At 70.4% G+C, this 19,016-nt stretch carries 16 protein-coding genes; 5 read left to right on the top strand and 11 right to left on the bottom strand.

The genetic code is table 11. From position 1 onward, the window contains the following. From P2P98_RS03890 to galT, 4 genes are all read right to left on the bottom strand, one after another. Nucleotides 1-1,085 (bottom strand): carboxylesterase family protein (locus tag P2P98_RS03890; RefSeq protein ID WP_275797405.1); only part of this gene is annotated, 1,085 nt, incomplete at its 3' end. Nucleotides 1,086-1,108: 23 nt separating this feature from the next. Then, nucleotides 1,109-2,062 (bottom strand): squalene cyclase, encoded by a 954-nt coding sequence (locus tag P2P98_RS03885; RefSeq protein WP_275797403.1) that lies wholly within the window; start codon nt 2,060-2,062, stop codon nt 1,109-1,111. Nucleotides 2,063-2,709: 647 nt separating this feature from the next. Next, nucleotides 2,710-3,861 (bottom strand): galactokinase, encoded by a 1,152-nt coding sequence (gene galK / locus P2P98_RS03880; RefSeq protein WP_275797402.1) that lies wholly within the window; start codon nt 3,859-3,861, stop codon nt 2,710-2,712. Then, a complete protein-coding gene (gene galT, locus P2P98_RS03875; protein WP_275797400.1) occupies nt 3,858-5,033 on the bottom strand; it encodes a galactose-1-phosphate uridylyltransferase in 1,176 nt (391 codons plus the stop codon). The genes galK and galT overlap by 4 nt, the downstream gene beginning before the upstream one ends. A 50-nt stretch (nt 5,034-5,083) precedes the next feature. On the opposite strand from galT, the gene P2P98_RS03870 reads away from it, so the two are divergent. The 3 genes from P2P98_RS03870 (at nt 5,084) to P2P98_RS03860 (ending at nt 6,759) form a co-directional block, all read left to right on the top strand. Further along, nucleotides 5,084-6,049 carry a LacI family DNA-binding transcriptional regulator gene (locus tag P2P98_RS03870; protein ID WP_275797409.1) on the top strand — a complete coding sequence of 322 codons (966 nt, stop codon included), beginning with the start codon at nt 5,084-5,086 and terminating at the stop codon, nt 6,047-6,049. A gap of 69 nt (nt 6,050-6,118) precedes the next feature. Further along, nucleotides 6,119-6,382 carry a hypothetical protein gene (locus P2P98_RS03865; RefSeq protein WP_275797398.1) on the top strand — a complete coding sequence of 88 codons (264 nt, stop codon included), beginning with the start codon at nt 6,119-6,121 and terminating at the stop codon, nt 6,380-6,382. After that, nucleotides 6,379-6,759, top strand: coding sequence for a PIN domain-containing protein (locus P2P98_RS03860; protein ID WP_275797396.1), 381 nt, complete (start codon nt 6,379-6,381; stop codon nt 6,757-6,759). Before P2P98_RS03865 ends, P2P98_RS03860 begins: the two co-directional genes overlap by 4 nt. Before the next feature lie 136 nt (nt 6,760-6,895). On the opposite strand, the gene P2P98_RS03855 is transcribed toward P2P98_RS03860, so the two are convergent. The 6 genes from P2P98_RS03855 to P2P98_RS03830 form a co-directional block, all read right to left on the bottom strand. Next, on the bottom strand, nt 6,896-8,524 hold the full coding sequence (locus P2P98_RS03855) for a PAS domain-containing sensor histidine kinase (RefSeq protein WP_275797394.1): 1,629 nt from the start codon (nt 8,522-8,524) through the stop codon (nt 6,896-6,898). Nucleotides 8,525-8,828: 304 nt separating this feature from the next. Continuing rightward, on the bottom strand, nt 8,829-10,547 hold the full coding sequence (locus P2P98_RS03850; protein WP_275797392.1) for a glycoside hydrolase family 35 protein: 1,719 nt from the start codon (nt 10,545-10,547) through the stop codon (nt 8,829-8,831). 14 nt (nt 10,548-10,561) lie between these two features. Next, nucleotides 10,562-12,079, bottom strand: a complete 1,518-nt coding sequence (locus P2P98_RS03845) for an alpha-L-arabinofuranosidase C-terminal domain-containing protein (protein ID WP_275797390.1) — start codon at nt 12,077-12,079, stop codon at nt 10,562-10,564. A 72-nt stretch (nt 12,080-12,151) separates the two neighbouring features. Next, nucleotides 12,152-13,504, bottom strand: coding sequence for a sugar ABC transporter substrate-binding protein (locus P2P98_RS03840; RefSeq protein WP_275797388.1), 1,353 nt, complete (start codon nt 13,502-13,504; stop codon nt 12,152-12,154). A gap of 82 nt (nt 13,505-13,586) precedes the next feature. Then, nucleotides 13,587-14,396, bottom strand: coding sequence for a carbohydrate ABC transporter permease (locus tag P2P98_RS03835; protein ID WP_058595373.1), 810 nt, complete (start codon nt 14,394-14,396; stop codon nt 13,587-13,589). A 113-nt stretch (nt 14,397-14,509) separates the two neighbouring features. After that, the gene (locus tag P2P98_RS03830; protein ID WP_275797386.1) at nt 14,510-15,433 is read right to left on the bottom strand and encodes a sugar ABC transporter permease; all 924 of its coding nucleotides are present in this window, start codon (nt 15,431-15,433) and stop codon (nt 14,510-14,512) included. A gap of 172 nt (nt 15,434-15,605) precedes the next feature. On the opposite strand from P2P98_RS03830, the gene P2P98_RS03825 reads away from it, so the two are divergent. After that, nucleotides 15,606-16,589, top strand: coding sequence for a LacI family DNA-binding transcriptional regulator (locus P2P98_RS03825; RefSeq protein ID WP_275797406.1), 984 nt, complete (start codon nt 15,606-15,608; stop codon nt 16,587-16,589). A 423-nt stretch (nt 16,590-17,012) separates the two neighbouring features. Here the strand turns inward: P2P98_RS03825 and P2P98_RS03820 are convergent, their stop codons facing one another. Further along, nucleotides 17,013-17,594, bottom strand: a complete 582-nt coding sequence (locus P2P98_RS03820; RefSeq protein ID WP_275797384.1) for a hypothetical protein — start codon at nt 17,592-17,594, stop codon at nt 17,013-17,015. Nucleotides 17,595-17,908: 314 nt separating this feature from the next. On the opposite strand from P2P98_RS03820, the gene P2P98_RS03815 reads away from it, so the two are divergent. Then, nucleotides 17,909-18,955 carry an NAD(P)-dependent alcohol dehydrogenase gene (locus P2P98_RS03815; RefSeq protein ID WP_275797382.1) on the top strand — a complete coding sequence of 349 codons (1,047 nt, stop codon included), beginning with the start codon at nt 17,909-17,911 and terminating at the stop codon, nt 18,953-18,955. The last annotated feature ends 61 nt before the right edge of the window (nt 18,956-19,016 follow it).

Here is a 19,016-nt window from a genome sequence, read left to right as displayed (position 1 = left end):
CCGCCGAGAACCGCCGCGGCGCCCCGTCGCCGCGTGCGCGCGAGGTACGCACGGCGACGCGAACGCCCGAGACCCAGCACGGCCAACGCGAGCGACACGGGCACGAACCGCAGCAGGCCGCGGTAGCGAGCGGTGAGCATCGTGAACTCGTCGTCGGTCGAGCCGATCACGAGCGGCACGCCCGTCTCCTCGGCGAGCACGTCGAGCGGATGCCGCGGCAGGAGATCTCCATCGATCACCGGTCCGAGCGGCAGCCCGTCGTCGAGCAGCGCGGTCAGCGAGGCGATCACGCGTCCGCGCGGGGGCTTCCCGGCGGTCTTCTGCAGCTCGACCAGTCGTTCCTCCGGAACGGCCGCGAACCCGTCACGGTCGGCCGACACCCCCGCGAGTTCCGCCACACGCGCGGCGAAGCGTCGAGCGGCGTCGGCGGGCACCGCCCCGATCGCCGGTGAGATCGCCATCGCCCCGTGGAAGAGCCCGGATGCCGCGGGGCTCGCCATCAGCGCGAGCACCGACCCGCCGCCCGCCGACTGCCCCGCGACGGTGACGCGCGCCGGGTCGCCGCCGAACGCGCCGATCTCGTCCTGCACCCACCGGAGGGCGGCGATCTGATCCCTCAGCCCGCGGTTCGAGGGCGCGCCGTCGATGAGCCCGAACCCGTCGAAGCCGATCCGGTACGAGATCACGACCGTCACGACTCCGTCGCGCGCGAACGCGTCACCGTCGTACCACCGGCTCGCGGGCGACCCCGAGGTGTAGCCGCCGCCGTGTATCCACACGAGCACGGGGAGGGTGGCATCTGGATCCCGATCCGCGGGGGTGAAGACGTTGACGTTCAGCGTGGCATCGCCGGGCACACTCGGCTCGGGGATGAGGGTGATGCCGGCGTCACCCCGCTGTGCCGTCGGCCCGTACGCGGTCGCGTCGCGCTCGCCGTCCCAGGGGACGACGGGCGCCGGGGCGCCGAAGCGAAGGGGCCCCACGGGCGCCTGGGCGAACGGGATGCCGAGGAACACCGCCGTGCTGCCGCGCCGGAACCCGCGCACGGTTCCCTTCGAGGTGACGGCGAGCACGGTGGCATCCATTCCCCCATCCTGCCCGGTCGGGCTCACGCGCGAGCGGTGTGCCACCAGCGCAGGACGCGCAGCGCGAAGAACGTCAGCCAGCGCGACGGTTCTCCGGCCGGGACGTCGACGGCGAACCATTCCGCCCCCTCGAGCGGGGAGGCCTGATGCCACGTGCCGTCGGTGTCGCGCGAGGCGCGCACCCGGTCGATCGCTTCGGCCAAGCGCGGGTCGGGCTCGGTGCCGTCGCGTTCGGACGCGGCGCGGAAGTGGTCGAGGGCGCGGAGCGCGCTGTAGCGAAAACGGAACGGATAGCCCAGGTGATGCGCCCACGCGTGCCGCTCTCCGGTCGACAGCCGGTACAGCAGCCTCCGCTCGAGCAGGTACTCCTCCCCGCCTTTCCGGGCCGCGTGCAGCTCGGGGGTGCCGCCGGTGCGCCACTCGTCGTCGAGGATCGCGATCACGGAGTTCAGCGTGGAGTGGAACGACGACTTCGTCGCCCCGTCCACCCACTCGCAGTTCCAGCCGCCGTCACCGAGCTGATGCTCGACGAACCAGTTCCGGATGCCACTGACATCCGCCCCCAACCACGCTCCGCTCGCGAGGGTGAAGGCGTTGATGCACGCGTCGACCTCTCCGCCCCAGAAGGGCAGGTCGTCGTACTCCCAGCGGATGTTGCGGTCGATGAGCTCGACGGTGTCGGGGCGGAGGGCCTCGGCATCCACTCCCCATTCGCGGAGGCTCATCAGCGACCACGAGGTCGCGGTCCACGGCTGCGGATCACCCCACTCGAAGCCGGCGGGGAAGTGCGCGCCGCCGGCCCAGAGTCCGTCCTCGCCCTGCGCGGCGAGGAGTCGCGCCCCGAAACCCTCGTGCGGCACCCTTGCCCGCGTCGCTCGCCACTGCTCCTCGGGCGCGTCGAGCAGGTCGCGTTCGACCTTCCATCGCAAAGCCGGGTCGCTGTCGGCCAGCCAGGCGAGGACGTCGTCGTCGGTCATCCGGGCAGGTTACGCCCGTAGCCGCGGTGCGTACAGGTCCCGCGTGGGATGCGTGCCCCGGGGTCGGGCGAGGTGCGGAGCCGGGATCGGGCGAGGTGCGGGGCAGGGATCGGGCGAGGTGGGGCGCTGGGACCGGGCGAGGTGCGTGCCCCCGGGCGTCCGGCTCCGGGTGCGCGCGGCCGCGATGCGCGCCCGACGGCGCTGTCTGGGAGTGCAGCGTCCGGCGCGTCTGTCGGGGTGGGCATAAACGCGATTCGCGCACGGAAACACGTGGAAAGCGCGTTTATGCGAGTGGAGAGCGTTTATGCGCGGGGTTCGGTCGGCGTGGCTGCGCGCCGGGCCGTTCGGGCTGCGCGCCGGGCTGGTTGGGCGGCGCGCTGGGCTGGTTGTGCGGTGGCGCGCGGCCGGGTGGGCGTCACGCGCGGCGGCGCGGTTGCCGTGAGCAGCAGCCGGCGCGTCTCGCATAAACGCGATTCGCGCACGGAAACACGTGGAGAGCGCGTTTATGCGAGTGGATCGCGTTTATGCGCCCCGCCCCCGCCCCGCACCACGCCGCGGCGCTCACCGCCGCGCCGACCCGGCTAGGCGGAGCGAAGCGACGGCGCCGCCGCCGACGGGGGAGCCGGCGCGGGCCGCGCCCCGGCCCGTCACGCGTCGCGGCGCGCGCCCTCGGACGGCGTCACGGTGAACACGTTCGGGGCGCGGAACCCGGATGCCGCGAACGCGGCGAGAACCTCCTCGGTCGCCGCCGCGATGAGCCCGGTGGGGATCAGCGCGATCGCCGCGCCGCCGAAGCCGCCGCCGGTCATGCGGGCACCGAGGGCGCCCGCGGCCAGCGTGGTCTCGACGGCGAGGTCGAGCTCGGGCACCGAGATCTCGAAGTCGTCGCGCATCGACGCGTGAGAGGCGGTGAGCAGGTCGCCGATCGCCGTCGGACCCTCGGCGTCGAGGGCGGCCACGGTGTCGAGCACGCGCTGGTTCTCGGTGACGATGTGGCGCACGCGGCGGAAGGTCACATCGTCGAGGATCTCTTCGGCGCGCGCGAGGTCGTCGACCGTGACGTCGCGGAGGGCGGCGACACCGAAGGCCTCGGCGCCCTTCTCGCACGAAGCGCGGCGCTCGCGGTATCCGCCCGAGGAGTGCGCGTGCTCGACGAGCGTGTCGGTGACGAGGATCGACAGCCCGGCGTCGGCGAACCCGAGGGGCACCGCGCGGGTCTCGAGCGTGCGGCAGTCGAGGAACGTCGCCGCGTCGGTGACGCCGAGCATCGACGCCATCTGGTCCATGATCCCGGTCGGCGCGCCGACCGCGTCGTTCTCGGCGATGCGCCCCACGCGGGCGAGGGCGACCTTGTCGAGACCGGCGTTCCACACATCGTTGAGGGCGGATGCCACGGCCCCCTCGATCGCGGCGGACGACGACAGGCCCGCCCCCACCGGCACCTCCGACGCCAGGGCGATGTCGACGCCGCGAGGTTCGGCATCCGGGGCCTCCCGCAGCAACGCCCACGCCACGCCCAGCGGGTACCCCGCCCAGTCGAGGCCGCCGGCGGCGATGCGGGCGTCGAGCTCGGCGAGCGGGACCTCGACCGCGTCGTCGGCGAACGTCGACCGAACGCGGATCACATCGTCGTCGCGCAGCGCGACCGCGGCGGCCGTGCGCTGGGCGATCGCGAAGGGGAAGACGAAACCTTCGTTGTAGTCGGTGTGCTCGCCGATGAGGTTGGCGCGGCCGGGGGCCGACCAGACGCCCACGGCGGGAGCGGCGAGCAGGGCGAGGGCGTCGTCGACGGCGCTCATGCCGTCACCTCCGGAACGGTATCGAGGGCGGCGCGCAGGCGTTCGGCCTGCGACTCGGGGGTCACATCGCCGATCCAGGCGCCCATGGCGGCCTCGGATCCGGCGAGGTACTTCAGCTTGTCGGCCGCGCGGCGCGGCGAGGTGATCTGCAGGTTGAGGCGCACGGCATCCCTCGCCCGTCCGACCGGCGCCTGGTGCCAGGCGGCGATGTAGGGGGTGGGGGTGTCGTACAGGGCGTCGATGCCGCGCAGCAGCCGCAGGTAGAAGGGTGCCAGCTCGTCGCGCTCGGCGTCGGTCGTCTCGGCGAGATCGGCGACGTGACGGTGCGGAAGCACGTGCACCTCGATGGGCCAGCGGGCGGCGAACGGGACGAAAGCGGTCCAGTGATCGCCGCGTAGCACGACGCGCTCGCCGCCCTGCTCGAAGTCGAGGATGCGTGCGAACAGGTCGTCCGAGGTGCGCGAGATGGTGTCGAGCAGGCGGTGCGTGCGCGGGGTCACGTACGGGTAGGCGTAGATCTGCCCGTGCGGGTGGGGGAGCGTGACCCCGATCTGCTCCCCGCGGTTCTCGAACGGGAAAACTTGACGAATGCCGGGCAGAGCCGAGAGCGCCGCCGTGCGGTCGGCCCACGCCTCGATGACGGTGCGCGCACGAGTCCGCGAGAGCGAGCCGAACGATCCCTCGTGCTCCGGACTGAAGCAGACGACCTCGCACCGCCCGACCGACGTGCGCGTGCGGCCGAGACCGAGGTGCTCGAGGTCGTCGTCGCCACGCGGCGGATCGACGGCCGCGGGGGCGTCACCGATCGCCGCGTCGAGCGCGGGACCGAACGAGGGCGACTTGTTCTCGAAGACAGCGACGTCGTACAGCGACGGGATCTCGGACGGGTTCGTCGGTGTCTGCGGCGACAGCGGGTCGAGGTGCGCAGGCGGGAGGAACGCCCGGTTCTGACGATTGGATGCCACGGTGATCCAGTCGCCCGTCAGCACGTCCTGTCGCATGGTCGCCGTCGTCGGGCGGGGGTCGAGGATGCGGGCGTCGACCGCGCGCTCGGCACCGAGCGTCGTGTCGGGGTCGTCGAAGTAGATGAGCTCGCGTCCGTCGGCCAGGTGCGTGGGCCGCTTGACGACGCCGGCGCCCAAAGATACCGCGGTGAGGCTGTCCGTGTTCACGATAACACGCTACATCTGGGGCGTGCTATCGTCAACATGGAGGGGGCGTGATGCGCGTATCCATGGCCGACGTGGCCGAGCGGGCCGGAGTCTCGGCGCAGACCGTGTCGCGCGTGGCCAACGGCAGTCCCCGTGTCGACCCCGCCACCCGGGCGCGTGTCGAGAAGGCCATGGCCGACCTCGGGTACCGCATGCACCGCGCGGCGCGGGCGCTGCGTACCGGGCAGACATCGACCATCGGCCTCGTCGTGTCGACCCTCGCGTCCGTCGGCAACTCGCGCATGCTGCAGGCGATCTCCGAGGCCGCCGCCGAGCGCGACTACGCCCTGGCCGTGGTGACGGTCGGGGAGCGCGGCATCCGCGAGGCTTTCGCCCGCTTGCGCTCGCAGGGCGTCGACGGCGCCGTCGTGCTGAACGAGGCGACCGAGCTCGCCCGCGACGCCGAGCCACCCGCCGACCTGCACCTCGTGGTCGTCGATTCCCCGGCCGACGCGCGCTTCTCGATCGTGCAGACCGACCACGCCGCCGGCGCGCGGGCTGCGACCGCGCACCTGTTGGCCCTCGGCCATGACGCGGTGCACCACCTCGGTGGGCCGCGCGGCTCGTTCGCCGCGGCTGAGCGCGAGCGGGGATGGCGCGAGGCTCTCGCTGACGCCGGAATCAAGGCGCCCGAGCCGGTCCGCGGCGATTGGACCTCGGCATCCGGGTACGCCGCCGTCGCGGGTCTTGCCGGTGCCACGGCGATCTTCGTCGCCAACGACCAGATGGCCCTCGGTGCTCTGCGCGCTCTCGCCGACGAGGGCCGCCGTGTTCCCGAGGATGTCTCGGTGGTGGGTTTCGACGACATCGCGGATGCCGCGGAGTTCCGCCCGCCGCTGACCACCGTCCGCCAGGACTTCGACGCGCTGGGCCGCCGCGCCGTCGCCGCCCTGGTCGCGGCGATCGAGGGCGGCGATCCGGTCGCGGAGGCGGTGCCGGCGTCACTGATGGTGCGCCAGAGTACCGCTGCGCGTTGAGGTGTCGCTCTTCGTGTGACCCTCAGCTGAGCGGTGGTGCACCGAATGTACAGGTGGTACACTCGGGCCATGCCGACCACCCGCCCCCGCACCCAGGTGACGCATACCGTCGAGATCGAGGAGGCGCTGCAGATCGCGCGCTCCCGCTGGCCCGATGAGTCGCCGAGCGCGCTGATCACGCATCTCGTCGTCGCGGGTGGGCACGCCCTCCGCGGCGAGGAGTCTCGACGTTCCGCCGCGCAGCGTCGCCGCATCGACCTCGTCATCGACCAGTTCGCGGGGATCTACCCCAAGGGTTACCTGCGGGAACTCCGCGAGGATTGGCCGGAGTGATCGTTCTCGACGCCGGCGTCATCATCGCTCTGTTCACTCCCGGTGACGCCCATCACGATCGCGCCAAGAAGCTGCTGGCCGACGACCCTGGTCCGTTTCTGATGCACCCGCTCACGGTCGCCGAGACGCTGGTCGGGGCGGCACGCGTCGGCCGAGAGGCGGAGATGTGGCGAGCCCTGCGCGCTCTGCGGGTCGAGGCTGTGGACATGGGCCCCGACGAGCCGGCGCTCGTGGCGACCTTGCGCGCTCGCCACTCGCTGAAGATGCCCGACACGTGCGTTCTCGCCGCCGCAACGCACCTCGACGCTCCGCTCGCGACGTTCGACGACCGGCTCGGCGCGGTCGCCGACCAGCTGTCGCTTCGCCATCACACATAAACGGCATCCACGCGCAGAAACACGAGCAGCTCGCGTTTATGTGCGTCGATCGCGTTCATGCACGGGTCAGAGCCGCGGCGTCGATCGCGCGCGACGTCGGCTGGGAAACCCGTGTCCGTGAGGCCGTGCGCCCGCTCTACCCGGCGGGCAGGTCCAACGTCACCGTCGTGCGTCCCCCGGGGACGCTGTCGAGGCACACGGTGCCTCCGTGCGCGACGGCGATCGCGCGGACCGTCGTGAGCCCGAGTCCGAAGCCCTGGATCTCGCTCGACTGCGCGAGCGCCCCGCGGTAGAAGCGGTCGAAGGCTCGCCGCTGCTCGGTCCGCCCGAGCCCCGGCCCGTCGTTGGTCACCGTCAGCAGCGCGCGGCCGTCGCGAACGCCGTACGAGACGGTGATCGCGGCGGACGGGATGCCGAACTTCACGGCGTTCGTGAGCAGCTCGACGATCGCGACGATGACCTGTCCGGGGTCGACGCGAGCGGACGTCGGCCCGGTGGCGGCCCTCTCGATGACGAATGCGCGGGCCTCGGCGAACGCGTCGACCTCCGCGACCGCCGTGGCGACGATCTCGCCGAGGTCGGCGCGCTCGATTCGCAAGGTCTTCTCGCTCTCGCTCGCGGCGAGGAGATCGCGCACCCGGTGTGAAAGATCCGCGGTGCGGCGGGTGACCACCTCGACGTAGCGCCGCAGGCGGGTGTTCTCCTGGTCGACCTCGTCGTCGATGAGGTCGAGGAACCCGGTGATGCTCGTCAGCGGGGTACGCAGCTCGTGCGACACGGTCCGCAGGAACTGCTCGCGCACCTCGATCGCCTCGGCGAGCGCAGTCACGTCGTAGATCACGACGACGGTCCCCAACACGTGGCCGTCGGCGCGACGGACGCGGCTCGAGGACGCGAGCACGGCGACCGGGGCGTCCGCCGGTCCCCACCACTCGAACTCGTCGTTGACCGCCTCGCCGGCGAATGCTCGGGGGATGACCTGTTCGCCGAGAGGGATGGGGGTCGTCCGGTCGGCGTCGAAGACAGCGTCTCCGGCCATCGGCGGCTCATCGAGTCGGAACCCGCCGAGCTCGGCGAAGCGGTGCGCCTGGGCGTTGGCGACATCCAGTCGCCCGTCGGCGTCGTAGAACACCACTCCTGCCGTCACGGTGTCGACGATCCCGAGCGCGACGGCTTCGGCATCCCGGGCTTCGCGCAGAGCCTCGGCCTGAGCACGAGAGGCCTGCGCCAATTGCCGGGTTCGTCGCCGCAGGTGACGCGCGGCGACGAACACGATGACCGCGACGCCCACGACGAGTGTCGGCATGATCACGACGTTCGCCCACTCGACGGGAGACGCGGGCCAGGCTCCGACGTAGATGAAGCGAAAGGAGGTGATGAATCCCGTCCCGAACACCCCGGCGAGGATGCCGTACCAGGGGAAGCCATAGGCGAGCCACAGCACGGGAAAGATCGCGAGCACGGAAACGGAGGGGAACGTGGGGAGCAGTTCGGCGCGCACCAGGGCGACGGCGAGCAGGTCGAGCGCGGCGATCAGCATCATCCAGGCTCGGGGGAGGCGCTCCCACGGCACGGCGAGCGACAGGACGGTCGCGAGGACGCTGAGGGTGAACCCGAGGATGACGACGCCCACGGTGAGGGTCGAGGGCTGGGCGAGACCGGCGATGCCGACGAGGAAGACCATCGCGAGCATGAACGGGAGTTGCGCCCGGGCGAAGACGCTCACGCGACCGCGGGGGTTGGCTTCCATCTCGAACAACGGCATCGTCGCTGTCCTCCTCCCCTCACTCGCGCCTTTCGACCGTACTTCACCCTTGCGTTCGGCGGACGGGTTTGCGCTGTTCGAACAGGGGGTGCCGCGAGCGCCGGGGATCCCCGAGAGCCCCGCCCAGGGCATCCTCGCCCCGCCCGCGCGTGAGTTGCCGCGAAGTGTCGCCGGCCCTGCCTCGAGGCGACAGATTCAGGCAACTCACGCCGTGACCCCTCGCCCGTTCTCCGCGTGAGTTGCCGCGAAGTGTCGCCGGGGCGGGCGTCGAAGCGACAGATTCGGGCAACTCACGCCAGAGGGCTCACTCCTCGATCTGGCCCAGCGAGGGCGCCGCGACGAAGCGGGCGGCCGGCTCGACCACGTGTTCGAGCTCGAGCACCACGATCTCGTTCGCGCCGGCGCGGGTGGCGGGGCCGGGGACGTACAGGGTGCTCTGCGGGACGTTTTTCCAATACCGGCCCAGGAAGAAGCCGTTCACGAACGCGAAGCCCTTGCCCCAGCCGGTGGTGTCGAGGAACAGGTCGGCGGGAGCGTCCAGGTCGAACGCGCCGCGCAGCAGTGCCCGACCGACGGCGCCCTCGCCGGTGCCGACGGCGGATGCCACATCGATCGGCGTCGCGGTCCAGCCGGTCAGCGGTGAACCGTTCAGGGTCACCGCGCCGATGAGTCCCTTGGCCTCACCCAGGCGGTCGGCGTAGTTGACGCGGCCCTGGTCCTCGACGAGGACCGTGAGCCGCGCGCCGGCGGGGAGGGCGAGGGCCCGCTCGTGCAGCGTCCGGGACAGGCGTCCGACGAACACTCCGTCCACGTGCACCCACGCGAGGTCGCGCACCTCGCCGAACACGAGGGCGGCAGCACCCGAGAACGACGGCAGGTCGACGTCGTACCGCACCAGCGGGCCGAGGTGCCCGAGGGCCTCGAACGTCGCGGGGTCGTCCGAGACGGAACCCGTGGATGCCGGCATCCAGTCGCCCTCGCCCGACAGTGCGACCTCGAAGACCGGCGCCTGTGGACGCGCGGGCGGCACGTCCGAGGGCACCGGCGCGTACTTCGCGATGACCTCGCGGAACGCGTGGAACTTCGCCGTCGGGTGGCCCGACTCGTCGATCGGTGCGTCGTAGTCGTACGACGTGACGATGGGGTCGAAGCGGCCCTTGTCGTTCGCGCCGTTGGTGGTGCCGAAGTTCGTGCCGCCGTGCACCATGTAGATGTTCACCGACGCACCCGCCGCGAGCAGCACGTCGAGATCGTGGGCGGATGCCGCGGGGTCGGTCGTGTGGTGGATGCTGCCCCACCAGTCGAACCACCCGTCCCAGAACTCGCTGCACATCAGCGGGCCGGTGGGCTGGTGCTCGCGGAGGGTCGCGAGGCGTTCCTCCGACCGTGAGCCGAACGAGCCCGTGAGATGCAGCCCGGGGAGGCTGCCGTTCTCGAGCATCCACGGCATCGGCTGATCGACGGTGGTCAGCGGTACCGTGATGCCGGCGTCCTTTGTCACGCGCACGAGCTCGCGGAGGTAGTCCTTGTCAGAGCCGTAGGCGCCGTACTCGTTCTCGATCTGCACGAGCACGACGTTGCCGCCGCGATCGATCTGCCGCGGCGCGACGATCTCGTACACGCGCTCCAGGTACGCGGTCACGGCGGCGAGGTACTGCGGCTCCGAGCGACGGATGCCGATCCCCGGCGTCGAGGTCAGCCACACCGGGAGGCCGCCGTTGTGCCACTCGGCGCAGATGTACGGCCCGGGCCGGACGATCGCGTGCAGTCCCTCGGCGGCGATCAGGTCGAGGAAGCGTCCGAGGTCATTCCACCCGGTGGCATCCCATTCGCCCTTCACCGGCTCGTGCGCGTTCCACGCGACGTAGGTCTCGATGGTGTTGAGTCCCATGGCCTTGGCCGTGCGGATGCGGTCGGCCCAGTGCTCGGGGTGGATGCGGAAGTAGTGCAGCGTGCCCGAGATGACCTGGTGCGGTCGCCCGTCGAGCAGGAAGTCGGTTTCGCCGATGGTGAAGGTGGTCACGATGTCTTTCGGTATCAGAGGGCCAGCCGCACGCGGATGCGCGCCCAGGCGAGCGGGGGCAGGGTGAAGCGCAGGATGCCGTCGACCACCTCGACCGCGAGGGCTGTGGGGGCCACGGGCTCGGCGTCGGCGGAGTTGGTCGTGTTCCGGTCGCCGCCTTCGGGGACGGTGATCACGACGGCGTCGGCGGACGCCACGGCACCGAGATCCAGCTCCACCTCGGTCGCCGCGTCCAGCGAACGGTGGGCGAGGAAGACGTGCGCGACGTCCCCGTCGACGGTGGCGATCGCGTCGACCGCCTCGACCTCGCCGTGGCGGGCCGTGACGATCCGGGCACCGTCGACCGAGACGGGCGCGACCCGGCCGGTCGCAGCCTCGGCCGTGAGGCGGAAGGGGTGGAACGTCGTCTGGCGCCAGGCCGCTCCGCCGCCGGGCTCGGTGCGGATCGGGGCGATCACGTTGACGAGCTGCGCGAGGTTCGCCATCGACACGCGATCGGAACGCCGCAGGAGCGTGATGAGGAGGGAGCCCACCACGACGGCATCGGTGACGGTGTAGTCGTCCTCGATGAGCCGCGGGGCGATCGGCCAGTCGCCCGTGAAGACGCGGGGCTTGTCGACCTCGTTCCACCGGGTCTGGTTCCAGACGTTCCACTCGTCGACGCTGATGCCGATCGGGTGCCCGTCGGGGGTCGTGGCGCCGACCTCGTCGATGATGTCGGCGACCTCGACGATGTACCGGTCGAGGGCGGCGCCGCTGGCGAGGAAGCTCGCAGGGTCGTCGGGGTCTTCCTCGTAGTAGGCGTGGACCGAGATGTGGTCGACGAGACCCGCGGTGTGGCGCAGCACCGTGCGCTCCCACTCGCCGAACGTCGGCATCTCGTGGTTCGAGCTGCCCGCGGCGACGAGCTCGACGGTCGGGTCGATGAAGCGCATCATGCGCGCGGTCTCGGCGGCGAGCCGCCCGTACTCATCGGCGGTCTTGTGGCCGATCTGCCAGGGACCGTCCATCTCGTTGCCCAGGCACCAGAGACGGATGCCGAAGGGCTCGTCGCGGCCGTTCGCGCGCCGGCGCTCGCTCAGCGCCGTGCCCGAAGGATGGTTCGTGTATTCGAGGAGGTCGGCCGCCTCGGCGACCCCGCGCGTGCCCAGGTTCACCGCCTCCATGACCTCGAGGCCGGCGGCATCCGCCCATTCGGCGAACTCGTGCAGACCCACCTGGTTGGTCTCGGTGCTGTGCCACGCGGCATCCAGGCGCACCGGACGCTCCTCGCGCGGGCCGACACCGTCCTCCCAGCGGTACCCCGACACGAAGTTGCCGCCGGGGTAGCGCACGACGGTGGCACCGAGCTCGCGCACGAGCTCGAGAACATCGGCGCGGAAGCCCGCGGCATCCGCCGTCTCGTGTCCGGGGCTGTGGATGCCGTCGTACACGCAGCGGCCCATGTGTTCGACGAACGTGCCGAACAGGCGGCGGGGGACCTCGGCTCCGACCGCGGTGCGGTCGACGACGATGCGGGTGGGGGAGGTCATTCGGGTTTCTCCTGGTGGGAAGAGGCAGGGGCGGGCCGCATACGACAGATGCGACCCGCCCCCGCGAAGGTGTTACTTGTTGACCGAGAAGCCCTGCTCGTTGCCGTACTGCACGAGCTGGTCCTGCCAGGCGCTGAGGCCCGTGTTCAGGTCGCCCTTGGTGGAGTAGGCCTGGCCGACGGTGTCGTTGAAGATGCTGTTCGCGTACACCTGGAAGGGCAGGTAGCTCCAGCCCTCGCGCACCTCGCTCGAGGCCTGCGTGAGCACCTCGTTGATCTTCTGACCACCGAAGTAGTCCGACGCCTTGTCGACGAAGGCCGGGTCGCTCAGCTGAGCGGTGGTGGACGGGAAGCCGCCGGACTCGGCGAAGATCTTCAGGCTCTCCTCGTCGTTGTTGAGCCACTTGAGGAAGCCCGCGGCCAGGGCCGGGTTCTTGCTCTGCTTCGTGACCGCCTGGCCACCGCCGCCGTTCTCGGCCGTGACGGCCTTGCCGTCGTAGGTCGGGATGGGCGCGACGGCCCACTTGCCGGCGCCGTCGGGAACCGACGACTCGAGCACGCCCGGCATCCAGGCGCCGATCACGAGCGACGCGATCGAGCCGTCACCGAGGCCCTTGAACCACTCGTCGCTCCAGCTCGGAGTGTCCGAGATCAGGCCGCCCTCGATGAGACGGTTCCAGTTGTCGGCGAACTTCTTCGAGCCCTCGTCCTGCAGGTCGATGGTCACGTCGGTGCCGGAGGTCGTGAACGGCGTGCCGCCGGCCTGCCAGATCATGCTGGTGGTGAAGCCCGCGTCGCCGGTGTCGGCGGTGATGTACTTCGTCGGGTCGGCCGCGTGCAGCTTCTGCGCTGCCGCGAGGTACTCGTCCCACGTGGTCGGCACCGAGATGCCGTACTGGTCGAACACCGACTTGTTGTAGAAGAGGGCCATCGGGCCCGAGTCCTGCGGGAGGCCGTAGATCTTTCCGTCGAAGTCGACCGAGCCCCAGGTGCCGGGGCTGTAGTCGCCCTTGAGGTCGGCGAAGCCGTACGACGACAGGTCGACGAGCGAGTCCGACAGGGCGAACTGCGGGAAGGCGTAGTACTCGATCTGCACGACGTCGGGAGCGCCCGAGCCGGCCTTGATCGCGTTCTGGAGCTTCGCGTACTCGTCCTTGTTGGTGCCGGCGTTGACGTAGTTGACCTTGACGTTCGGGTACTTCGCCTCGAACGCCTTGACCTGCGCCTCGGCCGAGGGCGTCCACGACCAGTACGTGATCTCGCCACCGGCCTCGAGGGCCTTCTCGATGTCGTCGGCGCTTCCGCCGTTGCTTCCGCCGCCCGTGCTGCCGCCGGAGCAGGCAGTCAGCGCGCCCACCGTCAGCGCGGTCGTTGCGACGGCGAACACGGCCCGCCGCACGGCGGTGCCCTTGCCCATGAATGTCATCGGGATTCCTTCACTTCGTTGTTGTGGATGGTGTTGCGTGTTTCCGGGGCAGGACGCTCCGGGTTCGGGAGGAGATCGAGGGTCACTGCTTGACGCTGCCGGCGCTCAGACCGGACTGCCAGAAGCGCTGCAGCACGAGGAAGGCGGCGACGATCGGGATGATCGAGAGCACCGAGCCCGTGATGACGAGGTTGTAGATGGGCTGCGCCGCAACACCGGTGGCCTGGGCGTTCCACTGGTTGAGGCCGACGGTCAGCGGGTACCACTGCGGGTCGCTCAGCATGATCAACGGCAGGAAGTAGTTGTTCCACGTCGCGACGACGGCGAACAGCAGCACCGTGACGATGCCGGGGGTCAGCAGCCGGATCGAGATGGTGAAGAAGGTGCGGAACTCGCCGGCGCCGTCCATGCGGGCGGCCTCGAGGAGTTCGGTGGGAATGGCATCCGTCGCGTACACCCAGATGAGGTACAGGCCGAAGGGGCTGATGAGCGAGGGGATGATGATCGCCCACGGGGTGTTCGTGAGCCCGAGCTGGCTGAACAGCAGGAACGTCGGCACCGCGAGAGCCGTGCCCGGCACCGCGATCGCGCCGAGGACGACCGCGAACACGGCCTTACGTCCGCGGAAGTTGTACTTCGCCAGCCCGTAGCCCGCGAGGGTCGCGAGCAGCGTCGCCCCTCCCGCGCCGACGACGACGTAGAGCAGCGTGTTGCCGAGCCACCGGACGAAGATGCCGTCGCGGTAGGTCAGCGTCTCGACGATGTTGTCGAACAGGGCGAAGCTGTTGCCGGGGCCGAGGCCGAACGTCGTGAACAGATCGGCCTGGGTCTTGGTCGCGTTGATGAGCAACCAGAACAGCGGCACGAGTGTGTACAGCAGGTACAGGCCCATGACGATGCTCAGCACGAGCGACTTCTTGCTGCTCGTGGGGGAGCGGCGGGCGAGACGCGGACCGCGCGAGGTGGTCACGGCGACGGTGTCGGTACGGGGTGCGGTCGCGGTGGTCATCGCGCCTCCTGACGGGAGCCGCGCAGCTGCACGACGTAAGCGATGACGGCGGTGATGACGCCCATGATGATCGCGATCGTGGCCGCGTAGTTGTACTGCTGACCGGCGAACGAGAGGTTGTAGGCGTACATGTTCGGCGTGAAGAACGTCGAGATCACGTTCGGGGCCAGCGGCTTGAGGATGTTCGGCTCGTTGAAGAGCTGGAAGCTGCCGATGATCGAGAAGATCGTCGCGATCACGACGGCTCCTCGGACGGCGGGGATCTTGATCGAGAAGATCGTGCGCCACGCGCCGGCCCCGTCGATGGATGCCGCTTCGTACAGCTCGGTCGGGATCGTCTTCAGCGACGAGTAGAAGATGAGCATGTTGTAGCCGACGAACTGCCAGGTGACGATGTTGCCGATCGACAGCAGCATCCATTCGGGGAGGAAGGGCTGCACGAACTGCCCGCCGAGCAGGTCGTTGAGGTTGCGGGTCAGGCCGAACTGGTCGCCGTAGATGTAGCCCCACATGAGCACGGCCACGACTGCTGGCACCGCGTAGGGGAGGAAGATCACGATCCGGTAGAAGCCGGCGGCGTGCAGGCGAGCGCTGTCGATCGCGAGGGCTGCCGCGAGCGCGAGGATCAGCATGATCGGCACCTGCACGACGAGGAAGATGCCGACGCGCCCGAAGCCGTCCCAGAACTTCTCGTCGCCGAACGCGGTGATGTAGTTGGCGAAGCCGACGAACGCGTTGCCGCCGATCAGCTGGTCGCGGAAGAGGCTGAGGTACACCGAGTACGCCAGCGGCGCGAGGAAGACCAGCGCGAAGACGAGCGCGAACGGAGCGACGAAGAGCCAGCCGCGATCGTCGATACGTGCACGGCGTTTGTGACGCGGGGGGCGCAGAGCAGGCGGGGGTGCCGCGGTGGTCGTCATCGTCCAGAGCCTCTTCGTTGGTGCGCATCCCGGCCGGGTCGTCGAGATGTTGACGTAAACATAACTCCGCCGCGCTAGTGTGTCAACGTCAACATCCCAGGAGGTCACCGTGACCGAGACGACGACGACGTCGAGCGTGGTTGCGCCGCGCGCACGACGGCGCGAGGTGTCGATGGCCGACGTCGCGGCGGCGGCCGGCGTGTCGGGACAGACCGTCTCGCGCGTCGCGAACGGCCGCACCAACGTCGACCCCGAGACCCGTCAACGGGTCCTGGATGCCATGGCCTCGCTCGGATACCGCCCGAACAGCGCCGCGCGCGCTCTGCGCTCGGGACGCTTCCGCAGCATCGGCGTGATCATGTTCTCGCTCAGTTCCTACGGCAACACGCGCACACTCGATGCCCTGGCGTCGATGGCAGCGGCATCCGGATACTCCATCACCCTCATCACGGTGCAGTCCGCGTCGCAGTCCGACGTGTCGGGGGCGTTCCTGCGGCTACGCGAACACGCCGTCGACGGGATCGTTATCCTCATCGAGACCCACCGCCTCGGCGAGAACGAGCTCTCGATCCCCTCGGGGCTGCCGGTCGTGGTCGTCGATTCGAGCGCCGACTATCCCTACGCCGTCGTCGACAACGACCAGGCCCAGGGCGCGCGGTTGGCCACCGAGCACCTGCTCGACCTCGGCCATCAGACGGTGTGGCACGTGTCGGGCCCGCTCGAGTCATTCGCCGCCGAGCGCCGCAGCGCGGCGTGGCGGGCCGCTCTGGAAGACCGCGGATGCCGCGTGCCCGCGGTGCAGATCGGTGACTGGACGGCCGAGTCGGGACACGCGATCGGTGAGACGCTCGCGCAGGATCCCGCGGTCACGGCGGTGTTCGCCGCGAACGACCAGATGGCGCTCGGGGTGATTCGTGCGCTGCACGAAGCCGGGCGCGCGGTGCCGGGTGACGTCAGCGTCGTCGGCTTCGACGACACGCCCGAGTCGGGGAACTTCTGGCCCCCGCTCACGACCGTCCGCCAGCGATTCGAGCGCGTCGGTGAAGAGGCGATGAGCGCCCTGATCGCCGACATCGAGGGCACCGGCGGCGAGCACGCCCGCACCCTCGTGCCGACCTCGCTCGTGGTGCGGGCGAGCTCCGGCCCGCGGCGCTGAGGTGCGCCGGTCCGCGCGCCGGCGTCGCGTGGCGAGGGGAGGAGATCTGGCGACGGGAGGACGGATGCCGCGGCGCGTCTCCTCCCGTCCCGGAGTCTCCTCCGCTCGCTGGGAGCTGGGCGCGGGCGTGTGACGGGCGGAGGGCCAGGGGCGGGCGGAGGACCTGTGGGCCGGATTCGTCCTCCCTCTGTCCCTGACCCTCCGCCCATCACGCGGCGCGGCGCCGGCGCGGTGGTGGGGTGCTCGGCCCGAGCATCGCATAGTGGCTCGTGGCGAGCGGAGGAGTTCTGGCGACGGGAGGACGGATGCCGCGGCGCGTGTCCTCCCGTCCCGGGATCTCCGCCATTCGCCGGCGCGCGCGAGGAGCTCGACCGCCGCTTCGCCCCAGCGCCAGAGCCGCGTGGTCCGCGAGACGGCGTCGCGTCAGGCGAGCGGCGGGCCGATGACGAAGTCGGTCGCGGCTTTCCACGGGGCGAGGATGACGGCGTCGCCCGTGAAGAGGAACGTCTGGTTGTAACGGCCGTCGATCTTGTACGTCAGGTAGGTGCCGCGCGGGCCTTCCTCGGTGAACCAGGCGCTGTCGGTGGTGAGCTCAGCGACGAGAGCGTCCCAGTCCGTCCGCGACGCCGGCGACCACGTGTAGTAGTCGCCGGCGGGTGACCCATCGGTGGAGCACCTGGGACCCTGTGCGACCGCGGGGTAGTCCGGGAGTGTGACGGCCCCCTCGGGGAGAACGACGTCGCGCACCGTCTTCCCGGATGCCGGATCCATGATGTTGTCGCACGTCGGGGCCACGCGCGCGGAGGCCGGAGCCGTGAGACGCCCATCGGCGGTCGCGCTGACGCTCGGGGTGGGGGTGGCGGACGCCATGGTCGGCGGGGTGGTCCGAGCCGCATCGCCCGAGGGCGTGGCATCCGGAACGCACGCCGTGAGAATCGACAACGTCACCCCGGCGAGCGCGAGGATCACGGGTGCTCGACGGGCACGCGGCGAGAGGGAGGGCACGGATTCACCGTAGCGCGCCGTGCGCCGAGAGCGCCGTAGACCGTACCCCTGCCCGCTCGCGAGGTCCCTGAGCTCGTCGAAGGGACCGGGACGAGTCGCGAGGCCCCGGGCCGTCCCGCGGACTCCGTCCCCGACACGCCGCCCAGGCCCCGTCCCCGCCCGCGCGCCGCCCACCGACTCCGCCTGACGGCACACTGCGCGAGCGCGCCGCTGCCATGCGCGTGACAGTTCGCGCACATCCGTGCAAGCCCGCGCCGGCAATCGCGGCGAGGAGGAGGATGGATGCATCCGCATCGACCCTCCTGAGGAGACCCATGCACGTCAACGCCTACGCGGCGTCGTCCGCGACCTCGCCCCTCGAGCCCACGACCATCGAGCGTCGTGACGTCGGCCCGAAGGACGTCCTCATCGACATCGCCTACGCCGGCATCTGCCACTCCGACATCCACACCATCCGCGGCGAGTGGGGAGACGTCCCCTACCCGCTGACCGTCGGCCACGAGATCGTCGGCACGGTTGCCGAGGTCGGCTCCGAGGTGACCTCGCACAAGGTTGGCGACCGCGTCGGTGTCGGCTGCATGGTGAACTCGTGTCGCGAGTGCGACAACTGTCTCGCGGGCGAAGAGCAATACTGCGAGAAGGGCAACATCGGCACCTACGCCGCCAAGGACGTCGACGGCACGATCACGCAGGGCGGTTACAGCGAGAAGATCGTGGTCGACGAGCACTTCGTGCTGCGTGTGCCCGAGTCGATCCCCTACGAGAAGGCCGCTCCGCTGCTCTGCGCCGGAATCACGACGTACTCGCCGCTGAACCACTGGAACGCCGGCCCCGGCAAGAAGGTCGCGGTCGTCGGCCTCGGCGGACTCGGCCACATGGCCGTCAAGATCGCCCACGCCATGGGCGCCGAGGTCACCGTGCTGTCGCAGACGCTCAGCAAGAAGGACGACGGCCTCAAGATGGGCGCCGACCACTACTACGCGACGAAGGACGACGACACGTTCGAGAAGCTCAAGAAGAGCTTCGACCTCATCATCAACACCGTCAGCGCCCCGCTCGAGCTCAAGCAGTACCTGGGCCTGCTCGCGCTGAACGGAACGATGGTGAACGTCGGCGCCCCGCCCGAGCCCCTGCCCATCCAGGTCTTCACGCTGTTCACCAACCGCCGTTCGTTCGCCGGTTCGTCGATCGGCGGCATCCGCGAGACCCAGGAGATGCTCGACTTCTGCGCCGAGCACGGCATCGCGCCCGAGACCGAGCTCATCTCGGCCGACCAGATCAACGAGGCCTACGAGCGCGTGCTGAAGAGCGACGTGCGCTTCCGCTTCGTCATCGACGCGAAGACCTTCGCCCCCGCCTGACCCGGCTCCGGATGCCACGGCCCCGACGTTCTCCCGAGCGCCGGGGCCGCGGCATCCCTGG

This window comes from Microbacterium sp. Kw_RZR3, assembly GCF_029222405.1.
Lineage (GTDB): Bacteria > Actinomycetota > Actinomycetes > Actinomycetales > Microbacteriaceae > Microbacterium.
Note: the sequence above shows the minus strand (reverse complement) of the source record. Positions and strands in the feature narration are given on the sequence as shown.

Coding starts and splice junctions, on each gene's coding strand:
- P2P98_RS03885 (WP_275797403.1), bottom strand. CDS start 2,062: ATGACCGACGACGACGTCCTCGCCTGGCTGGCCGACAGCGACCCGGCT.
- galK (WP_275797402.1), bottom strand. CDS start 3,861: ATGAGCGCCGTCGACGACGCCCTCGCCCTGCTCGCCGCTCCCGCCGTG.
- P2P98_RS03870 (WP_275797409.1), top strand. CDS start 5,084: ATGCGCGTATCCATGGCCGACGTGGCCGAGCGGGCCGGAGTCTCGGCG.
- P2P98_RS03865 (WP_275797398.1), top strand. CDS start 6,119: ATGCCGACCACCCGCCCCCGCACCCAGGTGACGCATACCGTCGAGATC.
- P2P98_RS03855 (WP_275797394.1), bottom strand. CDS start 8,524: ATGCCGTTGTTCGAGATGGAAGCCAACCCCCGCGGTCGCGTGAGCGTC.
- P2P98_RS03845 (WP_275797390.1), bottom strand. CDS start 12,079: ATGACCTCCCCCACCCGCATCGTCGTCGACCGCACCGCGGTCGGAGCC.
- P2P98_RS03840 (WP_275797388.1), bottom strand. CDS start 13,504: ATGACATTCATGGGCAAGGGCACCGCCGTGCGGCGGGCCGTGTTCGCC.
- P2P98_RS03835 (WP_058595373.1), bottom strand. CDS start 14,396: ATGGGCCTGTACCTGCTGTACACACTCGTGCCGCTGTTCTGGTTGCTC.
- P2P98_RS03830 (WP_275797386.1), bottom strand. CDS start 15,433: ATGACGACCACCGCGGCACCCCCGCCTGCTCTGCGCCCCCCGCGTCAC.
- P2P98_RS03825 (WP_275797406.1), top strand. CDS start 15,606: ATGGCCGACGTCGCGGCGGCGGCCGGCGTGTCGGGACAGACCGTCTCG.
- P2P98_RS03815 (WP_275797382.1), top strand. CDS start 17,909: ATGCACGTCAACGCCTACGCGGCGTCGTCCGCGACCTCGCCCCTCGAG.